This is a genomic window from Rhizorhabdus sp. GW822-FHT03C02, from assembly GCF_058801765.1.
Window position 1 is genome coordinate 394,695 of the sequence record NZ_JBXANN010000004.1, and the last position, 17,713, is coordinate 412,407.

24 protein-coding genes are annotated in these 17,713 nt (G+C 68.3%); 13 read left to right on the plus strand and 11 right to left on the minus strand.

Annotated elements, in window-relative coordinates:
- Both AC1RM6_RS14185 and AC1RM6_RS14190 read left to right on the plus strand, forming a co-directional pair.
- A complete protein-coding gene (locus AC1RM6_RS14185; protein WP_493102236.1) occupies nucleotides 1-1,107 on the plus strand; it encodes a PepSY-associated TM helix domain-containing protein in 1,107 nt (368 codons plus the stop codon).
- Nucleotides 1,104-1,283, plus strand: a complete 180-nt coding sequence (locus tag AC1RM6_RS14190; protein WP_493102238.1) for a hypothetical protein — start codon at nucleotides 1,104-1,106, stop codon at nucleotides 1,281-1,283. Before AC1RM6_RS14185 ends, AC1RM6_RS14190 begins: the two co-directional genes overlap by 4 nt.
- A gap of 1 nt (nucleotide 1,284) precedes the next feature.
- Here AC1RM6_RS14190 and AC1RM6_RS14195 read toward each other — a convergent pair whose 3' ends face one another.
- Nucleotides 1,285-2,001, minus strand: a complete 717-nt coding sequence (locus AC1RM6_RS14195) for a DUF4386 domain-containing protein (RefSeq protein ID WP_493102240.1) — start codon at nucleotides 1,999-2,001, stop codon at nucleotides 1,285-1,287.
- A 67-nt stretch (nucleotides 2,002-2,068) separates the two neighbouring features.
- On the opposite strand from AC1RM6_RS14195, the gene AC1RM6_RS14200 reads away from it, so the two are divergent.
- Nucleotides 2,069-2,542 (plus strand): hypothetical protein, encoded by a 474-nt coding sequence (locus tag AC1RM6_RS14200; protein ID WP_493102242.1) that lies wholly within the window; start codon nucleotides 2,069-2,071, stop codon nucleotides 2,540-2,542.
- Nucleotides 2,543-2,697: 155 nt separating this feature from the next.
- Here AC1RM6_RS14200 and AC1RM6_RS14205 read toward each other — a convergent pair whose 3' ends face one another.
- Together AC1RM6_RS14205 and AC1RM6_RS14210 are read right to left on the minus strand one after the other, a co-directional pair.
- Nucleotides 2,698-3,189, minus strand: coding sequence for a lasso peptide biosynthesis B2 protein (locus AC1RM6_RS14205; RefSeq protein ID WP_493102244.1), 492 nt, complete (start codon nucleotides 3,187-3,189; stop codon nucleotides 2,698-2,700).
- 53 nt (nucleotides 3,190-3,242) lie between these two features.
- The gene (locus AC1RM6_RS14210; protein WP_493102246.1) at nucleotides 3,243-4,523 is read right to left on the minus strand and encodes a cytochrome P450; all 1,281 of its coding nucleotides are present in this window, start codon (nucleotides 4,521-4,523) and stop codon (nucleotides 3,243-3,245) included.
- Between the two features lie 175 nt (nucleotides 4,524-4,698).
- Between AC1RM6_RS14210 and AC1RM6_RS14215 the strand changes: the two genes are divergently transcribed.
- The 3 genes from AC1RM6_RS14215 to AC1RM6_RS14225 all read left to right on the plus strand — a co-directional run bounded on the left by AC1RM6_RS14215 (nucleotide 4,699) and on the right by AC1RM6_RS14225 (nucleotide 6,564).
- Nucleotides 4,699-4,989 (plus strand): type II toxin-antitoxin system RelE/ParE family toxin, encoded by a 291-nt coding sequence (locus AC1RM6_RS14215; protein WP_493102248.1) that lies wholly within the window; start codon nucleotides 4,699-4,701, stop codon nucleotides 4,987-4,989.
- Nucleotides 4,990-5,028: 39 nt separating this feature from the next.
- Nucleotides 5,029-5,325 carry an addiction module antidote protein gene (locus AC1RM6_RS14220; protein WP_493102250.1) on the plus strand — a complete coding sequence of 99 codons (297 nt, stop codon included), beginning with the start codon at nucleotides 5,029-5,031 and terminating at the stop codon, nucleotides 5,323-5,325.
- Between the two features lie 69 nt (nucleotides 5,326-5,394).
- Complete coding sequence (locus AC1RM6_RS14225; protein ID WP_493102252.1) at nucleotides 5,395-6,564, plus strand: SGNH/GDSL hydrolase family protein; 1,170 nt, start codon at nucleotides 5,395-5,397, stop codon at nucleotides 6,562-6,564.
- A gap of 3 nt (nucleotides 6,565-6,567) precedes the next feature.
- On the opposite strand, the gene AC1RM6_RS14230 is transcribed toward AC1RM6_RS14225, so the two are convergent.
- The gene (locus AC1RM6_RS14230) at nucleotides 6,568-7,629 is read right to left on the minus strand and encodes an SDR family oxidoreductase (protein ID WP_493102254.1); all 1,062 of its coding nucleotides are present in this window, start codon (nucleotides 7,627-7,629) and stop codon (nucleotides 6,568-6,570) included.
- A gap of 100 nt (nucleotides 7,630-7,729) precedes the next feature.
- Here AC1RM6_RS14230 and AC1RM6_RS14235 point away from each other — a divergent pair, with 100 nt between their 5' ends.
- The 4 genes from AC1RM6_RS14235 to AC1RM6_RS14250 all read left to right on the plus strand — a co-directional run bounded on the left by AC1RM6_RS14235 (nucleotide 7,730) and on the right by AC1RM6_RS14250 (nucleotide 10,565).
- The gene (locus tag AC1RM6_RS14235; protein WP_493102255.1) at nucleotides 7,730-8,107 is read left to right on the plus strand and encodes a winged helix-turn-helix transcriptional regulator; all 378 of its coding nucleotides are present in this window, start codon (nucleotides 7,730-7,732) and stop codon (nucleotides 8,105-8,107) included.
- A 264-nt stretch (nucleotides 8,108-8,371) separates the two neighbouring features.
- Nucleotides 8,372-9,139, plus strand: a complete 768-nt coding sequence (locus AC1RM6_RS14240; RefSeq protein ID WP_493102257.1) for an enoyl-CoA hydratase-related protein — start codon at nucleotides 8,372-8,374, stop codon at nucleotides 9,137-9,139.
- 34 nt (nucleotides 9,140-9,173) lie between these two features.
- Nucleotides 9,174-9,584, plus strand: coding sequence for a VOC family protein (locus AC1RM6_RS14245; RefSeq protein WP_493102259.1), 411 nt, complete (start codon nucleotides 9,174-9,176; stop codon nucleotides 9,582-9,584).
- A gap of 93 nt (nucleotides 9,585-9,677) precedes the next feature.
- On the plus strand, nucleotides 9,678-10,565 hold the full coding sequence (locus tag AC1RM6_RS14250; protein ID WP_493102261.1) for a hypothetical protein: 888 nt from the start codon (nucleotides 9,678-9,680) through the stop codon (nucleotides 10,563-10,565).
- Here AC1RM6_RS14250 and AC1RM6_RS14255 read toward each other — a convergent pair.
- From AC1RM6_RS14255 to AC1RM6_RS14285, 7 genes are all read right to left on the minus strand, one after another.
- Nucleotides 10,562-10,993, minus strand: coding sequence for a hypothetical protein (locus AC1RM6_RS14255; protein WP_493102263.1), 432 nt, complete (start codon nucleotides 10,991-10,993; stop codon nucleotides 10,562-10,564). The genes AC1RM6_RS14250 and AC1RM6_RS14255 overlap by 4 nt on opposite strands.
- A 5-nt stretch (nucleotides 10,994-10,998) precedes the next feature.
- Complete coding sequence (locus tag AC1RM6_RS14260; RefSeq protein ID WP_493102264.1) at nucleotides 10,999-11,427, minus strand: GFA family protein; 429 nt, start codon at nucleotides 11,425-11,427, stop codon at nucleotides 10,999-11,001.
- 84 nt (nucleotides 11,428-11,511) lie between these two features.
- On the minus strand, nucleotides 11,512-12,093 hold the full coding sequence (locus tag AC1RM6_RS14265) for a carboxymuconolactone decarboxylase family protein (protein ID WP_493102266.1): 582 nt from the start codon (nucleotides 12,091-12,093) through the stop codon (nucleotides 11,512-11,514).
- A 38-nt stretch (nucleotides 12,094-12,131) separates the two neighbouring features.
- A complete protein-coding gene (locus AC1RM6_RS14270) occupies nucleotides 12,132-12,995 on the minus strand; it encodes an alpha/beta fold hydrolase (protein ID WP_493102268.1) in 864 nt (287 codons plus the stop codon).
- 13 nt (nucleotides 12,996-13,008) lie between these two features.
- Nucleotides 13,009-13,986 (minus strand): MBL fold metallo-hydrolase, encoded by a 978-nt coding sequence (locus tag AC1RM6_RS14275; protein WP_493102270.1) that lies wholly within the window; start codon nucleotides 13,984-13,986, stop codon nucleotides 13,009-13,011.
- The gene (locus AC1RM6_RS14280; RefSeq protein ID WP_493102272.1) at nucleotides 13,983-14,822 is read right to left on the minus strand and encodes an alpha/beta fold hydrolase; all 840 of its coding nucleotides are present in this window, start codon (nucleotides 14,820-14,822) and stop codon (nucleotides 13,983-13,985) included. The genes AC1RM6_RS14275 and AC1RM6_RS14280 overlap by 4 nt, the downstream gene beginning before the upstream one ends.
- A 136-nt stretch (nucleotides 14,823-14,958) precedes the next feature.
- A complete protein-coding gene (locus tag AC1RM6_RS14285) occupies nucleotides 14,959-15,783 on the minus strand; it encodes an SDR family oxidoreductase (RefSeq protein WP_493102274.1) in 825 nt (274 codons plus the stop codon).
- 87 nt (nucleotides 15,784-15,870) lie between these two features.
- On the opposite strand from AC1RM6_RS14285, the gene AC1RM6_RS14290 reads away from it, so the two are divergent.
- Genes AC1RM6_RS14290 through AC1RM6_RS14300 form a run of 3 tightly spaced genes read left to right on the plus strand, consistent with a single transcriptional unit; the run spans nucleotide 15,871 to nucleotide 17,485 of the window.
- On the plus strand, nucleotides 15,871-16,791 hold the full coding sequence (locus tag AC1RM6_RS14290) for an AraC family transcriptional regulator (protein ID WP_493102276.1): 921 nt from the start codon (nucleotides 15,871-15,873) through the stop codon (nucleotides 16,789-16,791).
- A 56-nt stretch (nucleotides 16,792-16,847) separates the two neighbouring features.
- A complete protein-coding gene (locus tag AC1RM6_RS14295; protein ID WP_493102277.1) occupies nucleotides 16,848-17,267 on the plus strand; it encodes a hypothetical protein in 420 nt (139 codons plus the stop codon).
- A gap of 2 nt (nucleotides 17,268-17,269) precedes the next feature.
- A complete protein-coding gene (locus tag AC1RM6_RS14300) occupies nucleotides 17,270-17,485 on the plus strand; it encodes a helix-turn-helix transcriptional regulator (RefSeq protein WP_493102279.1) in 216 nt (71 codons plus the stop codon).
- Nucleotides 17,486-17,713: the final 228 nt, after the last annotated feature.

Below are 17,713 nucleotides of genomic sequence, written 5' to 3' on the forward strand. Positions count from 1 at the left end.
ATGCTCTCGAACCGGGCGATAGGCGGCTGGTCGGTGGTGCACCGCTGGACCAGCCTGGCCTGCACCGCCTTCCTGCTTATGCTGTGCCTGACCGGGCTGCCGCTGATCTTCCATCAGGAGATCGAGGCGGGGTTCGGCCGGCACGCCGATCTGCCGCCGGTGCCCCCTGGCACCCCGCCGCCGTCGCTCGACCGCATCGTCGCGGCGGTGCTGGCGACCCGGCCGGGCGAGGTCGTCCAGATCGCCTATTTCGATCCCGCACGGCCGGTGATCGCGATCGCCACCGCGCCCGCGATCATGGCGCCGCCGGACCGGGCGCATCTCCAGTCGGTCGATCTGCGCACCGGACGGCTGTTGCCGCCGCCGCCACCGCAGGCGGCCTTTCTCGATCTGATGCGCCGGCTCCACACCCAGATGCTCGCCGGCCTGCCCGGAACATTGTTCCTCGGCGCGATGGCGCTCGTCTTCATCGCCGCGCTGGTGTCCGGCGTGGTGCTCTACGCGCCCTTCATGCGGCGGCTCGCCTTCGGGACGGTGCGCGGGACGCGCAGCCGGCGGCTGGCATGGCTCGACCGCCACAATCTGCTCGGCATCTGCCTTGCCGCCTGGCTGCTGCTGGTCGCGCTGACCGGCGCCTTCAACACGCTCGATGCGCCGCTGGCGATGCAGTGGCGCCAGGGCCAGCTCGCCGAGATGATGGCGCCCTATCGGCACGCGCCGCCGCCCGTGCGCCACGCCCCGCTCGATCGCATCGTTGCCGCCGCGCGCACCGTCGCGCCCGGCATGACCCCCGGGATCATCGCCTTTCCCGGCTCCTTCTTCGCCACTCCCAGCCATTATGATGTCTTCATGACGGGGCGCACCCCGCTGACCGCCCGGCTGATCCGGCCGACCCTGATCGACGCCGCGACCGCCCGGCTCGTCGACAGCCGCGACATGCCGCTCCACATCCGCGCGCTGTTCCTGTCGCGGCCGCTCCACTTCGGCGATTATGGCGGGCTCGCGCTCAAGATCGTCTGGGCGCTGCTCGATATCGTCGCGATCGTCGTGCTGGCCAGCGGCCTCTATCTGTGGGCGGCACGGCATGTCCGCGGAGCCGCTGCGTGACGCGCCGCGCCGGCCTCTCGTTCGCGGCGATCTTCCGCATCCCGTCGCTGGTCGCGGCGCTGACCCTGGCCGGGGCGATCGCCGCCTTGCTGTTCGACGGTGCGATCGACCTGCTGTGGAGCGCACTCGTCGCGACCCCCTTGCTCGCGATCGGCCTCGCGCTGCGGTGGCGGTGACCTAAACCCCGTCGATATGCGGGGCAGGGGCGTTCGCGATCGGTGGCCGCGCCCCCCTGATCACCAGCCACAGCATGATCGCCAGCTCGCCATAGCGCGCGGGCGCCGACAGTGCGAACGCCCGGTCCTGATAGGCCGGCGCCAGCAGCCCGATGACGCTGATCGCGACATAGGCGACCCCGTTGATCGCCAGCCACAGCGCGATCAGCCGCGGCGCGAAGCGCGACCGGTAGACCAGGATCGCCAGCGGGATCAGCCACAGCCCCCACAAAGTCTCGGCGACGGTATATTGCTGGCTGTGCAGGCGCAGGAACAGCATCACCAGCGCGTCGCGCTGCGGCGCGCTGAACGCCGCGAGGAAGTCGGCGCCGCTCGCCGCCATCAGCGCGCCGGCATCGGTCACGACATTGGTGAAATGGATCGTCGCCGGCATCACCCCGCCCAGGATGATCACCAGCGCCGACCAACGCCGGTCGACGCCCGCGAACAGCCGGTGGAACGCCATCACCAGGAAGATCAGCAGCACCGCGATGACGATCTCGTCGACCATGCCGAGCCGGAACAACGTCTCGTGCGCGACGATATTCCGCGCGGTCGCCGCCGGATCGCCGGTCACGAACAGCGTGTGCGGAATATAGATCAGCCGCAGCGGCCCGGCGAGGATCAGCAGCAGATACCACAGCCCCGCGGCTCTGCCGGGATTGAAGAAAGACTTCATGGCGCCCCCCTTGGGAGGCTCGTGATCGCATAGTGGCGGCGATGCGACAATGACGACCGGCGGTCCTGTGCGTTCGCGGCTTGTCCGCGGTCCGGCGATCTGCCTATCGTCGCCGATGGAGCATCTGTCCCCCGCTTATATGTCGGCGCTCGCCGCGCAACTCGCGACGCTCAGCGCCTTTCTCGGCGGTTTCGCGGCGACCTTCCTCGCGACCCTGCTCACCCTCGGCCATCAGGGGCGGCTGATGACGATCACGATCGGTTTCGCGGCGACATCGTCGGTCGCGTTCATCGTCACCGTCGTCGCGGCGACGATGCTGACCGCGATCTTCCATCCCGACGCGCCGCCGATGATGGCGACCGCCGGCGCGGCCGGCCCGCGGGCGATCATGACCCTGGGCTTTTCGGTCGGGGCGCTGTCGCTGCTCGCCAGCCTCGGCTGCAGCGGCTGGACCCGCTCGCGCAGCATCGGCTGGATCACCACCATCGCCGGGCTGGTCGGGGCGATGTTCATCATCGGGATGACGGTTCGGGTGGCTTGAGCCCGTCGATCGAGGATGCGTCTTGACGGCTCGGAAAATGCGGCAAACAAAGACAATTTCGAGCATGTCCTGATCAATCTGATCAGGACATGCTCTAGGAAACATCGGTTGGCTCCAAGCCCGTGGGTATATGCGAAACGATCGTCGCGATCGCTTCACTCCGATCCGATCTCGACGAAACAGCCGATCTCGACCATGCCGGCATCCAGCGGATAACCCGTCACCCGTTCGCCGGCGGCATCGAGCCACGCATGCGGGGTCAGCGCATTCGCTTCGTCCCGGCCGGTGCCGAAATGCATGATCGCGGTTATGCCGCGACGGTGCAGCATGGCGTGCGCCGCCAGCGCCTGCTGAAGGCAGACCGACCTGAACGGCAGCCAGGGCGCGACCGACCGCACCGCCCAGCCGACGTCGCGGGCGGTCGCCGCCGCTTCATGCGACATCGGATGCGAACGGATCCGCGGATCGCCGGGCGGCACCAATGTTCCCAGCCGCGACGCTATCCGGCGAAAGGGCAGGATGGCGAGCTTGATGCGCGCGGACGCCAGGCGAATGACCGCCTCGGCGACGAGAAATTTGCGCCGTCCGCCTGCCGCGGCCAGCGTCCGCAGCTTACGCCTGGCGATACGCCAATCACCTGTCCGCATATGCCCGCCAGTCTCGTGCCCGGTCCTGTGCACTACCCCGTGCCCGATCCCTGCTACGCCGCGATCGGCGTAAACTCCAGATGCAACCGCCGCACCCCGCGCAGCACATAGCCTGGTTCCTGCCGGAACGTTCGCGCCTCCGCCGGCCCATGATGCTCCTCCGACAGGCGGATATCGCCCATCCGGTCGAGCAGCCGTTCGAGGCTGATCCGCACCTCGGTGCGCGCGAGCTGCGCGCCGACGCAGGTATGCGCGCCGCGCCCGAAGGCGAGATGTTCGCGCGCCCGCGGCCGGCCGAGCCGGAATTCGTCGGGCGCGTCGAACTTCGCCGGATCGCGGTTCATCGCCCCGCTCAGCAGCGCGACATGGGTCCCGGCCTGCAGCGTCACCCCGCCCAGCTCGACCGTCCGGCGCACCAGCCGGCTGCTCGTCTTGACCGGACCCTCATAGCGCAGCGTCTCCTCGATCAGGTCGGGGATCAGCTTGCGGTCGGCGCGCACCTGCGCCTGGAGGTCGGGCCGTTCGGCGAGGATCTTCATCGCGCTGCCGAGCAGCCGCGCGGTCGTGTCCTGCCCGGCGCCGAACAGGAAGGTCGCCAGCGTCACCACCTGGTCGAGCGTCGGGATGCTGCCGTCCGACAGCGTCGCATTGGCGATCTCCGACAGCACGTCGCCGGTCGGCCGCGCCCGGCGCTCGACCATATAATCGGTGAACTTCTCGTCGAGAAAGGCGAGCGGATTGTAATTCTCACGATCGCCGGCCTGGTCGAGCCGCGGGCGCGAATTGAACATCTCGCGGAACCAGGCGCGGTCCTCGGCGGGCACGCCGAGCAGGTCGGCGATCACCAGCCCCGCGAACGGTACGCCATAGCCGCGGATCAGATCGACCTTGCCGCTGTCGGCGAACTCGTCGATCAGCCGGTCGGCGATCGCCGCGATATTGGCGTCGATCTGCCGCAGCCGCGCCGGCGTGAACAATTGCGCCGCCAGCGCGCGCAACCGCAGATGATCGGGCTTGTCGAGCGTGACCAGCAACCCCGCCATCGGCAGGTGGGCGCGGTGCGCCTCCAACTGCTCGCCGATATCGTCGCCTTCGGGGAGGAAGGGGAGCGGCGGCAACGGCCCGTTGGTCGCGTTGACCGACGAATAATGCTCCTGGTCGGCATAGACCTCGACCCCCTGCTGGAAGCCGGTCACCAGCACCACATCGTGCTGCCCATGCCGATAGACCGGCGAACGGCGGCGGATATGGTCGTAATAGGGAAAGGGATCGTCGATCACCGCCCGATCGGTGAAGAAATCGAGCGCATCATAGTCCGATGCCGGCCGTTCCATCGCACCTTCTCCCTGCTCGCCCATTTCATGAGCATGCTTTGCAATAGGGGTAGGATTGGGGATGGGCGGGGTCAATCGGCGCTGACGGAGTTTGCTCTGATAACGCAGTCGTGAAATGTCGCTTAAAAGCGACGAATATGTTGATCTATCAATCTTTGTCGTTTATAAGTGACATGTGGAGACCCAGCAAACACCGGAATTTGCCGATTGGTTGAACAGTCTTGCCGACGTGGCTGGGCAGGCCAAAATTCGGGTGCGGATCGCCCGGATCGAAGCCGGCCTTATGGGTGACGTCAAATCGGTCGGCGACGGCGTAAGCGAGGTTCGGATCGACTTCGGGCCAGGATATCGGCTCTATTTCACCCGTCGCGGTCGCGTGCTGCTGATCCTGCTCATCGGCGGCGACAAGGACAGCCAGGCCCGCGACATCGCCCGAGCCAAGGAAATGGCTGCTCTGATACCCTGAGGGGCTGCCCGGGAACGTCAAAGGACAAGGAGTTAGACGATGGAAACCATTCCCTATGACAGCGCGGCGGGCTTCACCGACCCCGCCGCCCAGGCGGAACTGCTCGCCGATGCGATTGCGGAAGGCGATGCCGCCTATCTGGCGCACGCGCTCGGAATCATCGCGCGCGCGCGCGGCATGGTCGAGGTGCAGCGTGCGACCGGCCTCAACCGCCAGGCGCTCTATCGCGGCCTTAGCGCCGACGGCAACCCGACGCTCGATACGGTGCTGAAGGTCGTCAAGGCACTCGGCCTCAAGCTGACGATCGAACCCCAGGCCGATCCGCTTGCCGCGTGAATGCCGGAGTTGTTCGATTCATTGCCGCGATAGGGCGACGACTATCACATACGGCGCTAGACCGGCGTCATGACCCGCGACTGGACCACCACCCCGATCACCGCCGACATCGTCCGCGGCGCGATCGAACTCGAACCCGTCGACGGCGCGATCCGTCCGCACCGGCTCCCGGCCTGGGCGCGGGCCCAATGTGCCGATCCGCAACTGGCGATGGTCGAGGCCCAGCCTTCGGGCATCCGCCTCGTCTTCCTCACCCGCGCGACCGTCATCGAACTCGACGCGCTGCGCACGAAGCGCGTCTACACCGGCATGCCGCCCCGGCCCGATGGCGTCTACGACCTGCTCGTCGATGGCCAGATGATCGCCCGGTCGGGTGTCACCGGCGGCCATGTCCTGCGCATCGACATGGCCACCGGTACCGCGGTTACCGAGCCGGGGCCGGTCGGCACGCTGCGCTTCGCCGGCCTGTCCGAGGGCCTGAAGCAGGTCGCGATCTGGCTGCCGCACAACGAGGCGACCGATCTCGTCGCGCTGCGCACCGATGCGGCCGTCGAGCCGGTCGGCGACGACGGGCGCCGGCGCTGGCTCCACCATGGCAGCTCGATCAGCCATGGCTCCGATGCCGCCAGCCCCAGCACCACCTGGCCCGCGGTCGCGGCCGGGCTCGGCGGAGTCGAACTGCTCAACCTCGGCTTCGGCGGCAGCGCGCTGCTCGATCCGTTCGTCGCCCGCACGATCCGCGACACCCCCGCCGAGCTGATCAGCCTCAAGCTCGGCATCAACCTCGTCAACACCGATCTGATGCGGCTGCGGGCTTTCGGCCCGGCGGTCGACGGCTTCCTCGACACGATCCGCGAGGGCCATGAGGCGACGCCGATCCTGCTCGTCTCGCCGATCCTCTGCCCGATCCACGAAGACACGCCCGGTCCGACCGGCTTCGACCCGCAGGCGCTCGCCACCGGACAACTGCGCTTCGTTGCCACCGGCGACCCCGCCGAGCGCGCTGCGGGCAAGCTCACCCTCAACGTCATCCGCGACGAACTCGCCCGGATCGTCGCCCGGCGATCGGTGGACGATCCGCACCTCTTCCATCTCGACGGCCGCGATCTCTACGGCGAGGCCGACGCGGCGGCGCTGCCGCTGCCCGACCGGCTCCACCCCGATGCCGCCACCCACCGCCTGATCGGCGAACGCTTCGCCTGGCAGGCCTTCGCGCCGGATGGTCCGTTCAGCGCATAAGCTTCACGGGATCAGCCGGTCCGCGCTCAACCGCGCGAACAGGTCGAAGAACGCGTCGTCGGTCGGCTGATAGTCGAGGAAGCCCAGCCGCCGGCTCTTGCCCATGTCGGTCACCACCTCGATCGGCCGGCCGAGATCGGCGTCGCTGTGCCACGGCGAGGCCAGCCGCGACAGATCGGGCTCGGCCAGCCCCTCGCGCTCGGCGATCCGCCGCCAGATCGGGGCATCGTCGGCCATCTGCACCTCGAGCGGCACCACCGTCCCGTCGAACGGCGCCGCCGCGATCCCGAACCAGTCGGCGATCCGTCCCCACATCCAGCTCCAGCGGAAGACGTCGCCATCGACCACGTTGAACGCCTCGTTGCGCGCCGCCGGCGTTGCCGCCGCCCAGCGCAGATGCTTCGCCAGCAGCCGCGCGTCGGTCATGTCGGTGAGCCCGTTCCACTGCGCCGCCGATCCCGGAAAGCGGAACGGCCGTCCGGTCTCGCGGCACAGCGTCGCATAAGCGGCGAGGGTCGATCCCATGTTCATCGCATTGCCGACCGCCTTGCCGATCACCGTGTGCGGACGGTGGACGCTCCAGCCGAAGCCGTCGCGCGCGGCGGCGGCGAAGACCTCGTCCTCCTGCGCATAATAGAAATTGGCGACGTCGAGCCGGCCCTGTTCCTCGCGGAACGGAGTCTGCGGCAACACGCCCTGGCCATAGGCCTCGAACGGGCCGAGATAATGTTTGAGCCCCGTGACCAGCGCGACATGGCGCACCGTCCCGGCCGGGCTGAGCGCGTCGAGCAGGTTGCGGACCATCGCCGCGTTGACCCGGATATTCTCGGCCTCGTTCGCCTGTCGCGCCCAGGTCGTGACGAACACCGCATCGGGACGGATGCCGGCGAGCGCCGCGGCGGTGGCGCCGGCATCCTGCAGATCGGCCGCGACCGGTCGCACCCCGGCCTGCGCGACCGGCCGCCGCGCCAGCCCATGGACGGTCCAGCCGTCGCCGGCGAGCAACTCCGCCGTCGCGCTGCCGACGATCCCGCTCGCGCCCACCACCAATGCCGTTCCGGCCATTGTTCGATTCCTTCGCTGTAGAGGCCGGGAACTAGGCAGCGGTCGCGGCATATTCTAGACGGCACCTTCTGGGGACATAGCCACCATGAGGTAACCACCGATGCGACCGGGAACCCCCGACGAGGAATGGCGCGAGGACTGCGCGCCGCGTCGCGTGCTCGATCTGTTCGTCACCAAATGGACGAGCATGATCCTCCACAGCCTCCACGCTCGCCATGACGGCGTCGCCCGCACCGGCGTCCTCCAGCGCAGCCTGCCCGGCATCTCGAAGAAGATGCTGACCCAGACCCTGCGCCAGATGGAGGATAGCGGGCTGGTTACCCGCCATGTCCACGGCACGATCCCGCCCGCGGTCGAATATCGGCTGACCGCGCTCGGCACGCGCTTCATCGAGCCGGTCGAACTCCTCTACGCCTGGGGCCGCCGCAACGCCGACGCCCTCGACCAGCTCGGCAGCCGCCCGACCTCGCGGCGGTGAGCGCTCCGCGCATTCGCCCGTTTGCGGGCAAAGGAAAGCTGGGGTCTCCTTCTTTTCGTCATCCTGAACTTGATTCAGGATCCAGAGCCGCAACATCGCGCTTCCTGCTTCGACGTAGCGGTTCTGGATCCTGATTTTCATCAGGATGACGGTAGAAGTGATCTATGCGTTCGAGGGGGGGCGCCCGGCTCGCCCGAGCGACCCTCTGGAAACCCGAACCGCTTTGACGCTAGTCATGCGCAAACCAGATATCCGGAGAGCCGCATGACCGACCATATCAAGACGACCATCGCCGACGGCATCCTGACGCTGGTGATGGACCGGGTCGACAAGAAGAATGCGCTCACCGATGCGATGTACGCGGTGCTTGCCGATGCTATCGAGGCGGCGCAGGACGATGCCGCGGTGCGGGTGATCCTGATCCGCGGCGAGGGCGAGATGTTCTCCGCCGGCAACGACATCGCCGAATTCGCGAAGGTCGCCGCCGGCGCCGCCGGCCCGCAGAATGTCTGGCGCTTCATCAAGGCGCTGGGCACCAACATCAAGCCGCTGGTCGCCGCGGTGCAGGGGCGGGCGGTCGGCATCGGCATGACGATGCTGCTCCACTGCGACTATGTCGTGCTCGCCGAGGATGCGCTGCTGACCACGCCCTTCGTCAATCTCGCGCTCGTGCCCGAAGCGGCGTCGAGCCTGTTGCTGCCCGCGCGGATCGGCCATGTCCGCGCCTTCGCCATGTTCGCGCTCGGCGAGGCGGTCGGCGCCGCCGACGCGGTCGCCTGGGGCCTCGCCAACAAGAGCGTGCCGCTCGCCGATCTCGCCACGACCGCGCAGGATGTCGCCGGCCGCCTCGCCCGCCAGCCGCTCGGCGCGCTGATCACCACCAAGCGGCTGATGCGCCCGATCGACACGATCGCCGCGCAGATGGACGTCGAGGGCGAGCAGTTCGCCGCGCGGCTCGTCTCGCCCGAGGCCGGCGAGGCCTTCGCCGCCTTCGCCGAACGCCGCGCCCCCGATTTCACGCGCTTCTCCTGAAGGGCGGTCGCCGCGACATTCTCCCGGTGGATCGATGAAGCAGCGCCTGTTCCTCACCGCCGTCCTCGTCGACGACTATGACGAGGCGATCGCTTTCTATGCCGGCAAGCTCGGTTTCGAGGTCCGCCTCGACGAGCGCCTGTCCGGCACGAAGCGCTGGGTCGTGCTGGCGCCGCCGGGTGGCGGCCAAGGGTGCATCCTCCTCGCCAGGGCCGAGAGCGAAGAGCAGTCGGCGCTGATCGGTGCGCAGACCGGGGGACGTGTCTTCCTGTTCCTCGACACCGACGATTTCGAACGCGATTTCGCTGCCCACACCGCGCGCGGAGTGATCTTTGTCGAGCCACCGCGGACCGAGCCTTATGGTATCGTCGCGGTCTTCGAGGATCTTTATGGCAATCGCTGGGACCTGATCCAGCACAGCGGCTATTTCGGACTGAAAGCATAGTCCTCGCCGGCGATGTCACCCATCGGCCGAACTTCGCCGTCTTGCCGCCGCAATATTGGGCGAAGACGGTCCGTCTCCCCGAAGGATCGGCCTATGGTTTCGACGACCCGATTATCGCTCTGCCTCGCCGCCGGGCTGCTCGCCACCGCCGCCGCGCCGCCAGCACCGCCGCTGACCGTGGCGCCGGGCGAACTGGTCGACGCGACCGTCGATGGCCATAAGCTGCGCTTCGCGGTCCAGGCCAACGGCCTGTCCTATCCGGTGCTCAACCCCGATGCCGCCAAGGCGGCGGGGTTCAAGCCCGGGCTGTTCGCCGCGGCGGCCGGGGTCGGCCCGATCAAGGTGCCCGGTTACAGCATGGTGGCCCGGCTGCAACTCGGCGCCGGGGACGGCAAGCGGCGGATGCTGTGGTTCGACCGCGCCTTCGCGCCGCGCGCGGACGGATCGCTCGGGCCCGGCGCGGTGCCCCAGCCGGTGGTCAGCTTCCGGCTGCGGGCAAGTGTTGCCGACGAGCGCCGGGTGGTGCTGCCGATGACGGCGCAGAATGGTGGTCTCGGCACGCTGGTTTCGGCCAATGGGCGCGCGATCTTCGTGACATGGGATCTCGAACGGCCGGCGTCGCTGGCGACCGCGGCCGCCGGCCAGGCGCTCGCCGGCGACACCGGCCATCTCGAAGGGGCGCCGATGCGCGAACCGATCCGGTTCGGCATCGATCGGCCCGCGCGCTGGCTGGCGCTCGCGCAGCCCTTCGCGGTCGGCCCGCTGCGGATCGCGCGGCTGAAGGTGCGGACCACCGATTATGGCGATACCAGCCGCATCGCCGACGCCGATCAGGATCCCGGCGAGATCGTCGTCTCGGCCAAGGGCAAGCGCGGAAAATCGCAATCCTGGCTCGCGATCGGCGCCGCCGACATGGCGAGCTGCTCGACGCTGACCTTCGACAAGCCCGCGAAGCAGATCATCCTGTCCTGCCGGCTTTAACGTAGAATCCCCCGCCGCCGCATCGCCCAGGCATAGAGCAGGAACAGCGTCAGCAGCGCGGCGATCACCGCGTTGGTGATCGCCATCGGCGGCCCCATGATCGTGCCACCGTCGCTCAGCATATGGATGTACAGCAGATCGAGCAGGAACGCCGCCAGCGCCACCGCGAAGATCGGCGCCGCCAGCCGGTTGCGCAGCAGAATCAGGATCGACGCCAGCAGCGCGCCCAGCGTGCCGATGCCCCACACCGCCATCATCCACAGCGGCAGGCTCTGATAATAAGCGATCTGCGCCGGCGTCATCCCCGCGCTCGCCATATAGGTCGCGCCCTGCAGCAGGTTCATCACATAGTCGAACGCGCCGATCGCATCGAACAGCACCGCGATCGCGCCCACCAGCCAGAGGTGCCACGGCGCCCTGATCGGCATGTCGCTCATCCTTCCCGCTCGAACCGCATCGTCCCGATCACCTTCAACGCGCCGCCGCCATGGTCGAGCGGATGATGGACCCCGTCGACCACCGGCACCATCGCGAAGTCATACGGACTCATTCCCTCGATACAGGCGACGTTGATCGCATATTGGCTGGGGTCGAACCGGCGCCGGTGATGGGTGTAGATGCCGCAGCGGCTGCAGAAATAATGCGCGGCGACCCCGCTGTTGAAGCGGTAGCTGGTCAGCAGGTCCTCGCCCGCGACGATCCGCAGCCGGTCGATCCCCGCGAACACGATCACCGCCCCGCGCATCCGGCAATAGGAACAGGTGCAGCGGATCGCGCTGCGCAGCCCGTCGGCCAGCCGCGCCTCGAACCGCACCCCGCCGCAATAGCACTGGCCGCGGACATCGTCGATATCGTCGTTCATCGGTCCGCCCCTCCCAGTCCGGTACAAAGCGAGCCTATACCAGCCGGGAGGGGCGCGCGAGCCGGGCGATCAGCCCAGTATCGATCAGCCTTGTATGTCGCCGTCCGCGGGTACCTCGATCGCGAAGCCGTTGAGCGTCATCGACACGAAGGCATAATGGCCGACCAGATAGATCAACTCATTGGTCCCCGCCTGGCCGAAGCGGTCGATCGCGCGGGCGTAGAGCGGCGCCGGCAGCGGCCCGCCGCGCAGCAGCGCCGCCGCCACGTCATGCGCGGTCGCCTCGTCGTCGTCGAGATCGTCGGGGCGCTGCCCGGCGGCGAGCGCGGCGATCCGCCGCGCGCTCATGCCATGCTTCGCCCGCGCGACCGCGGCATGGGCATAGATCTCATAGGCCGCGCCGAAATGCGCGCCGGTCACCAGGATCGCGACCTGCCGCGCCGGATCGGGGATGCGCCTTGCCTTGGTCATCGCCTGGGTCACCGTCCAGAAGGCGGCGCCCAGTTCGGGATCGTGCAGCCAGGCATTCCACGGCCCCAGCAGCGCGCCATCGTCGCGGGTGGTGGTGAAGTCGGCATATTTGGCGGCGACGCCGGCGGTCATCGCCTCGAACAAGGGCTTCTGGTCGTCGGTCAGCTCGGCGGGCGCGATGGGGGCGAGGCGCATGGTCGGTCTCCTATGGGGATGCGAGGGCAGGGGCGGCGTCAGCCGTTCCAGCCGTTGAGGAATTCGAGCAGCAGCGCGTTGACCGCCTCGGGCCGCTCCTCGTGCGGCAGATGGCCGCAGCGCGCGATCGGCACCGCGCGCAGGTCGCTCGCCATCTCCGCCCAGACCTTGGGCATGTCGAACATCTCGCCGACCGCCCCGAAATTCTCGCCCCACAGTGCCAGCGTCGGGCAGGCGATCAGCGTGTCGGCGTCGGCCAGGTCCTGCGCGATGTCCTCGGCATTGGCGCGATAGTCGGCCATCGCCCCGCGCACCGCGCCGGGTGCCTTGTAGGCGCGGACATAGGTCTCGAACGCCTCGCCGCTTATCGCCGCCGGATCATAGGTCCAGTCGGAAAAGAACCAGCGCAGCCACGGCTCCTCCTTGCCCGCGATCAGCGTCTCGGGAAGGTCGGGGATCAGGTGGAACAGGAAGAACCAATAGGCCTTGGCGATCCGGGCATCGAGGTCGCGCGCGACGATCCGGGTCGGGACATTGTCCATCACCACCAGCCGGTCGACCCGGTCGGGGAAATCCTTGGCGAAACGGGTCGCGACCCGCGCGCCGCGGTCGTGGCCGACCAGCGCGATCCTGTCGATCTCGAGCGTGTCGAGCAGCGCCGCGAGATCGTTCGCCATCGTCCGCTTGTCATACCCCGCCGCCGGCTTCTCGGTCTCGCCATAGCCGCGCAGGTCGGGGGCGATGATGCGGTGGAGTTCGCCCAGTACCGGGATCTGGTGGCGCCAGGCGAAATTGGTCTCGGGAAAGCCGTGCAGCAGCACGACCGGCGCCCCGGCGCCGGCGTCGATATAATTTTGGCGGATGCCGTTGGCGCGCAGCGTGTGGTTGGTCTGGGCAATCATCGGATCGGGCCTTTCAGCGGTTGAGCGTGTAATTGGCGGGAACCCAGCGATAACGGCCCCCTTCCGCGGCGCGGACATGACCGATTCCGGGGAAGGAGACATGCGCGCCGGCGACCCACCAGCCTTCGCGCGCGGCGAGCGCCAGCGCTTCGCGGCGCGCGGCGATCGCCATCGGCACGTTCCAGTCATATTCGATCGCGATCTTCGGCTCGGCGATCTGCACCGGCAGCATATGGACGGTGTCGCCCCAGAACAGCATCGCCTCGCCGCCATCCTCGATCAGATAATAGCTGTGTCCCGGCGTATGGCCGGGCGCCGCGATCGGCCTGAGCCCCGGCAGCAGCGGCGCTTCGCCTGCGAACGTCCGCAGCCGCCCGCTCGCGACATAGGGCGCGACCACCTTCTGGATCGCCGGGAAGAACGGCTTCAACAGGTCGCCGACCGTCGCCTGGTTGCGGTCGTCGAGCCAGAAATCGGCGTCGCGTTTCGAAACATGGACGATCGCCTGCGCGAACACCGGCTGGCCGTTCAGCATCAGCCCGCCGGCATGGTCCTCGTGCAGATGGGTGATGAAGATGTCGTCGACCTGCTCGGGGGCATAGCCCGCCGCCCGGATCGCCGCGACCAGCCCGCCGCCATCCTTGCCGTAGAGATTGCCCGCGCCGCTATCGATCAGCACCAGCCGGTCGCCCATATTGACGAGGAAGGCGTTGATCATCCCTTCGAACGGCGACGCCAGCCCCTGCGCGCCGAGCAGCGCGTTCACCTCGCCAAGCTTCGCCCCGACCGCGAGCTTTTCGGCCTGGAAGGGATGGGTACCATCGAGCAGCGCGGTCACCTCGAACCGGCCGACATGCATGCGGTAATAGCCGGGGGCCTGCCCGCCGACCGCCGGCGCGGCCGCCTGGGCCGGGGCGGCCGGCAGCATCGCCGCGGCCGGCGCCAGCAGGATCGCCGCGAGCGTCGCCGCGGCGGTCAGCCGGCGGTTCATCGTGCCGACGCCCGGACGGTGGCGGCGACCGCATCCTCGATCACCGCGGCGACCTCCTGCGGGTGCGACAGCAGCGACATATGGCCGGCCTGCAGCACCGTCGTCTTCGCCTTCATCCGCGCGGCGAGATCGCGCTCCATCTGTGGCGAGATCACCCGGTCGTCGGCGGACACCACATACCAGGACGGCACCGTCCGCCATGCCGGCACGGTGACCTTGTCGCCGAAGGTGCTCGCGGCGAGTGACCCCTGGGTGACGAACAAGGTGCGCGCCTCGGTCTCGGGCAGGTCGGGGGCGATATTGTCGATCATCCCCCGTTCGGTCTGGCGCAGGAAACCATGGCCGTCGTCCCAGATCGTCCCGAGCGCGGGCGTCCTGGGATAGGCGCCGACCAGATCGCCGCCCGACTGGCCCTCCTTGTTGGCGAAGCCTGCGACATAGACCAGCGCCTTGACCTTGGGATCGGTCCCGGCCTCGGTGATCACCGTTCCGGCCCAGCTATGGCCGACCAGCACGACCGGACCGGCGACGTCCGCCAGCACCCGCCGTGTCGCGGCGACATCGTCGGCAAGCGAGGTGAGCGGGTTCTGCACCCCCATCACCGCGATCCCCTTGGCCTGCAGCAGCGGGATCACCCGAGCCCAGCTCGATCCGTCCGCCCAGGCGCCATGGACCAGCACCACGGTGACCACCGGCTGCTTCGCCGCCGAAACCCCGGCGCCGGGCGCTGCCGTCGTCGTCGCTGCGGCGGGGGCGGCAGGGGCGGCGAAGGCTCCGGTCGCGGGCACGGATATCGCGGCGGCGGCGGCCAGCAGGGTGCGGATATATCGGGTCATGGAGCAGTCATCCCTTGGTTCGACGGCGGCGGTCGCCACCTGCCGGACCGAGGTAAACGCCATCGGCATTTCCGAATATTTGGAAAATATATCAAAAATTGTTCGATAATGCCGAAAAGTCGTGCCGCCCCTCCTTCTATGCGGCGGCCGGCGCGAACATCGCCCGCATCCGCTCGCGATAATGATCCTCCGACGTCGTCCAGCGCAGCGCCGCCAGCATGGCGGTGTCGGCACCGGCCGGAAAACGGATCGCGGGCCCGGCGTCGGTCGCCGCCGCGAACACCGCGTCGGCAACCTCGGCCTCGGTGCAATAGGCCGCCGGATAATCGGCCATCCGCGCGAAACAGGCCTGTGCGAACCCAGCATAGTCGGGCGGGATCAGCCCCTCCATCCGCGCGCCGCCATTGGCGGTGAAGTTCGTGGTCGGCGCATAGCCGGGCTCGACCAGCCGCGCCCTGATCCCGAACGGCGCCAGCTCGTAGGACAGCGATTCGGTGAAGCCCTCGACCGCCGATTTGCTCGCGGTATAGGCGGCGACCAGCGGCATCACCCCGATCGTGCAGCTCGACGTGACGTTGACGATGACGCCGTGCCCCTGCGCGCGCATCCGCGGGATGATCGCGCGGCAGGTCGCCAGCATGCCGAAACAATTGGTCTCGAACAGCTCGCGCACCACCGCGTCGGGCGTCGCCTCGAAGGCGGAGGCGAGGCCGATCCCGGCATTGTTGACCAGCACGTCGATCGCCCCGAACGCGGTGACGGCGTCGCCGATCGCGCGCGCGATGCTGGCCGCGTCGGTGACGTCGAGCGGCAACAGCGTCAGCCGGTCCGATGCGGCGAACAGCCCCGCATCGGGGCGCCGCATCGTCGCGACGACGTTCCAGCCGCGATCGAGGAAAAGCTCGGCGATCGCCTTGCCATAGCCCGACGATGTTCCGGTGATGAGGATGGTGCTGGTCATGTCTGTCTCCTTGTCGCCGACCAGCATAGACAGGCGTGCGATATGATCGATAATGGATCGGCCGTAAATCATTATGGATCGTCCAATATGGATCCGCTCGCAGACATCATCGCCCTGCTGCGCCCGCACGCCGCGCTGGCGAAGCCGATCACCGGCCGCGGCGAATGGGGTGTGCGCTACGCCGCCTATCGCCAGCCCGGTTTCGCGCTGATGCTCGCCGGGCGATGCTGGCTGACGCTCGCCGGCGGCGATCCGGTGCGGCTCGATCGTGGCGACTTCGTGCTGCTGCCCTCGACCCCGGCCTTCACCCTGGCGAGCCGCCCCGGCGCGGCATCGATCGCGGTCGAACCCGCGGACCGCGCGGTGCGCCATGGCGACCCCGATGGCGATCCCGATGTCGCGATGCTCGGCGGTGCCTTCCGGATCGATCCGGTCAACGCGCCGCTGCTGGTCGGGCTGCTGCCGGCGCTGATCCATATCCGCGCCGCCGATGCCGGGCGGCTCGGCGGCATCGTCGACCTGCTGATCGACGAATGTGCCGGCGATCGCCCCGGCCGCGACCCGATCCTCGAACGGCTGCTCGAGGTCATGCTCGTCGAATGCCTGCGCCGGCCCGGTGTCGACGAAAACCTGCCAGCACCCGGCCTGTTCGCCGGGCTGCGCGACCCCGCGCTGGCGCGGGCATTGCGGGCGATGCACGCCGATGTCCGCGCTGGCTGGGACGTCGCGGGGCTCGCCCGGATCGCGGGCATGTCGCGCTCGGCCTTTGCGGCGCGGTTCGCGGCGGTGCTCGGCTGCGGCCCGATCGAATATCTCGCGCGCTGGCGGATCGCGCTGGCCCGCGACGCCCTCGCCCGCGGCGGCCTCTCGCTCGATCGGATCGCCGCAGAGATCGGCTATGAATCGGCCAGCGCGTTCAGCACCGCCTTCCGCAAGCGCACCGGCAGCGCGCCCGGCGCCTTCGCGCGGGCACGGCGCGCATCATTGTCCGAAGTTAAAAATATTTGACATCGGTCATGGTGTGGCGCATCCCGTGTTAGAAATTTTTAACACGGGAGTCTCCCATGTCGTTCCGCGAAGTCTCCGCCTGGGTGATGGGCGCGCTGATGGTCGTCGCCGGGCTCTATTATCTCGATCTCTATATCGATGCGGCGCGCGCGCTCGGGGCGGTGCCGCCGCCGCGCGGGATCTTCATCCCTTACACGGCGTTCGTCGTCACCGCCGCGATCGTCGTCCAGATCGTGCTCGCCAGCGTGAGCCCCGACGATGTCGAGGTTCCGCCCGACGAGCGCGAACGGCCGCTGCTCGATCGCGCCGGCAACTGGTCGGGCCTTCTTCTCGGCGGGCTGGCGGTGTGCGCGCTGCTGCACTTCATGCATTATGGCGATGGCAACGCGCTCTTCCATCTGGTTGTCGGCAGCCTGATCGTCTCGCAGATCGCCGAATATGGCCTCCAGCTCATCTTGCTGCGCCGGGGCGTCTGAGGATGGGCAAGAGCCCCCCGATCACCAATCGGGTGCGGGACTATCGCGAGCGTCATGGGATGAGCCAGGCCGAACTCGGCCAGGCGATCGGCGTCACCCGTCAGACCGTCGCCGCGATCGAAAAGGGCAGCTACTCCCCCAGCCTCGAAAGCGCCTTCCGCATCGCCCGGCTGTTCGGCGTCGGGCTGGAGGACATGTTCGGCTGGGAGGGGCGGTGAGGCGGGCGTCCGCCAGTTCAATCACTTACCGTCGCCCCGGCCTTGTGCCGGGGGCCATGGTTGGTGCGTCAGGCGATAAGCTTTTGCAAATCACGCTTCGGTGCGACCGCGCCCAGCCATAGGCGTTGGCCCGTGCGGCGAGAGCCATGGACCCCGGCCTCCGTGTATGGACCGGGTACAAGGTGAACAGCGTTCGGAGACATGGTGAACACATTGGCATGGGCAGGA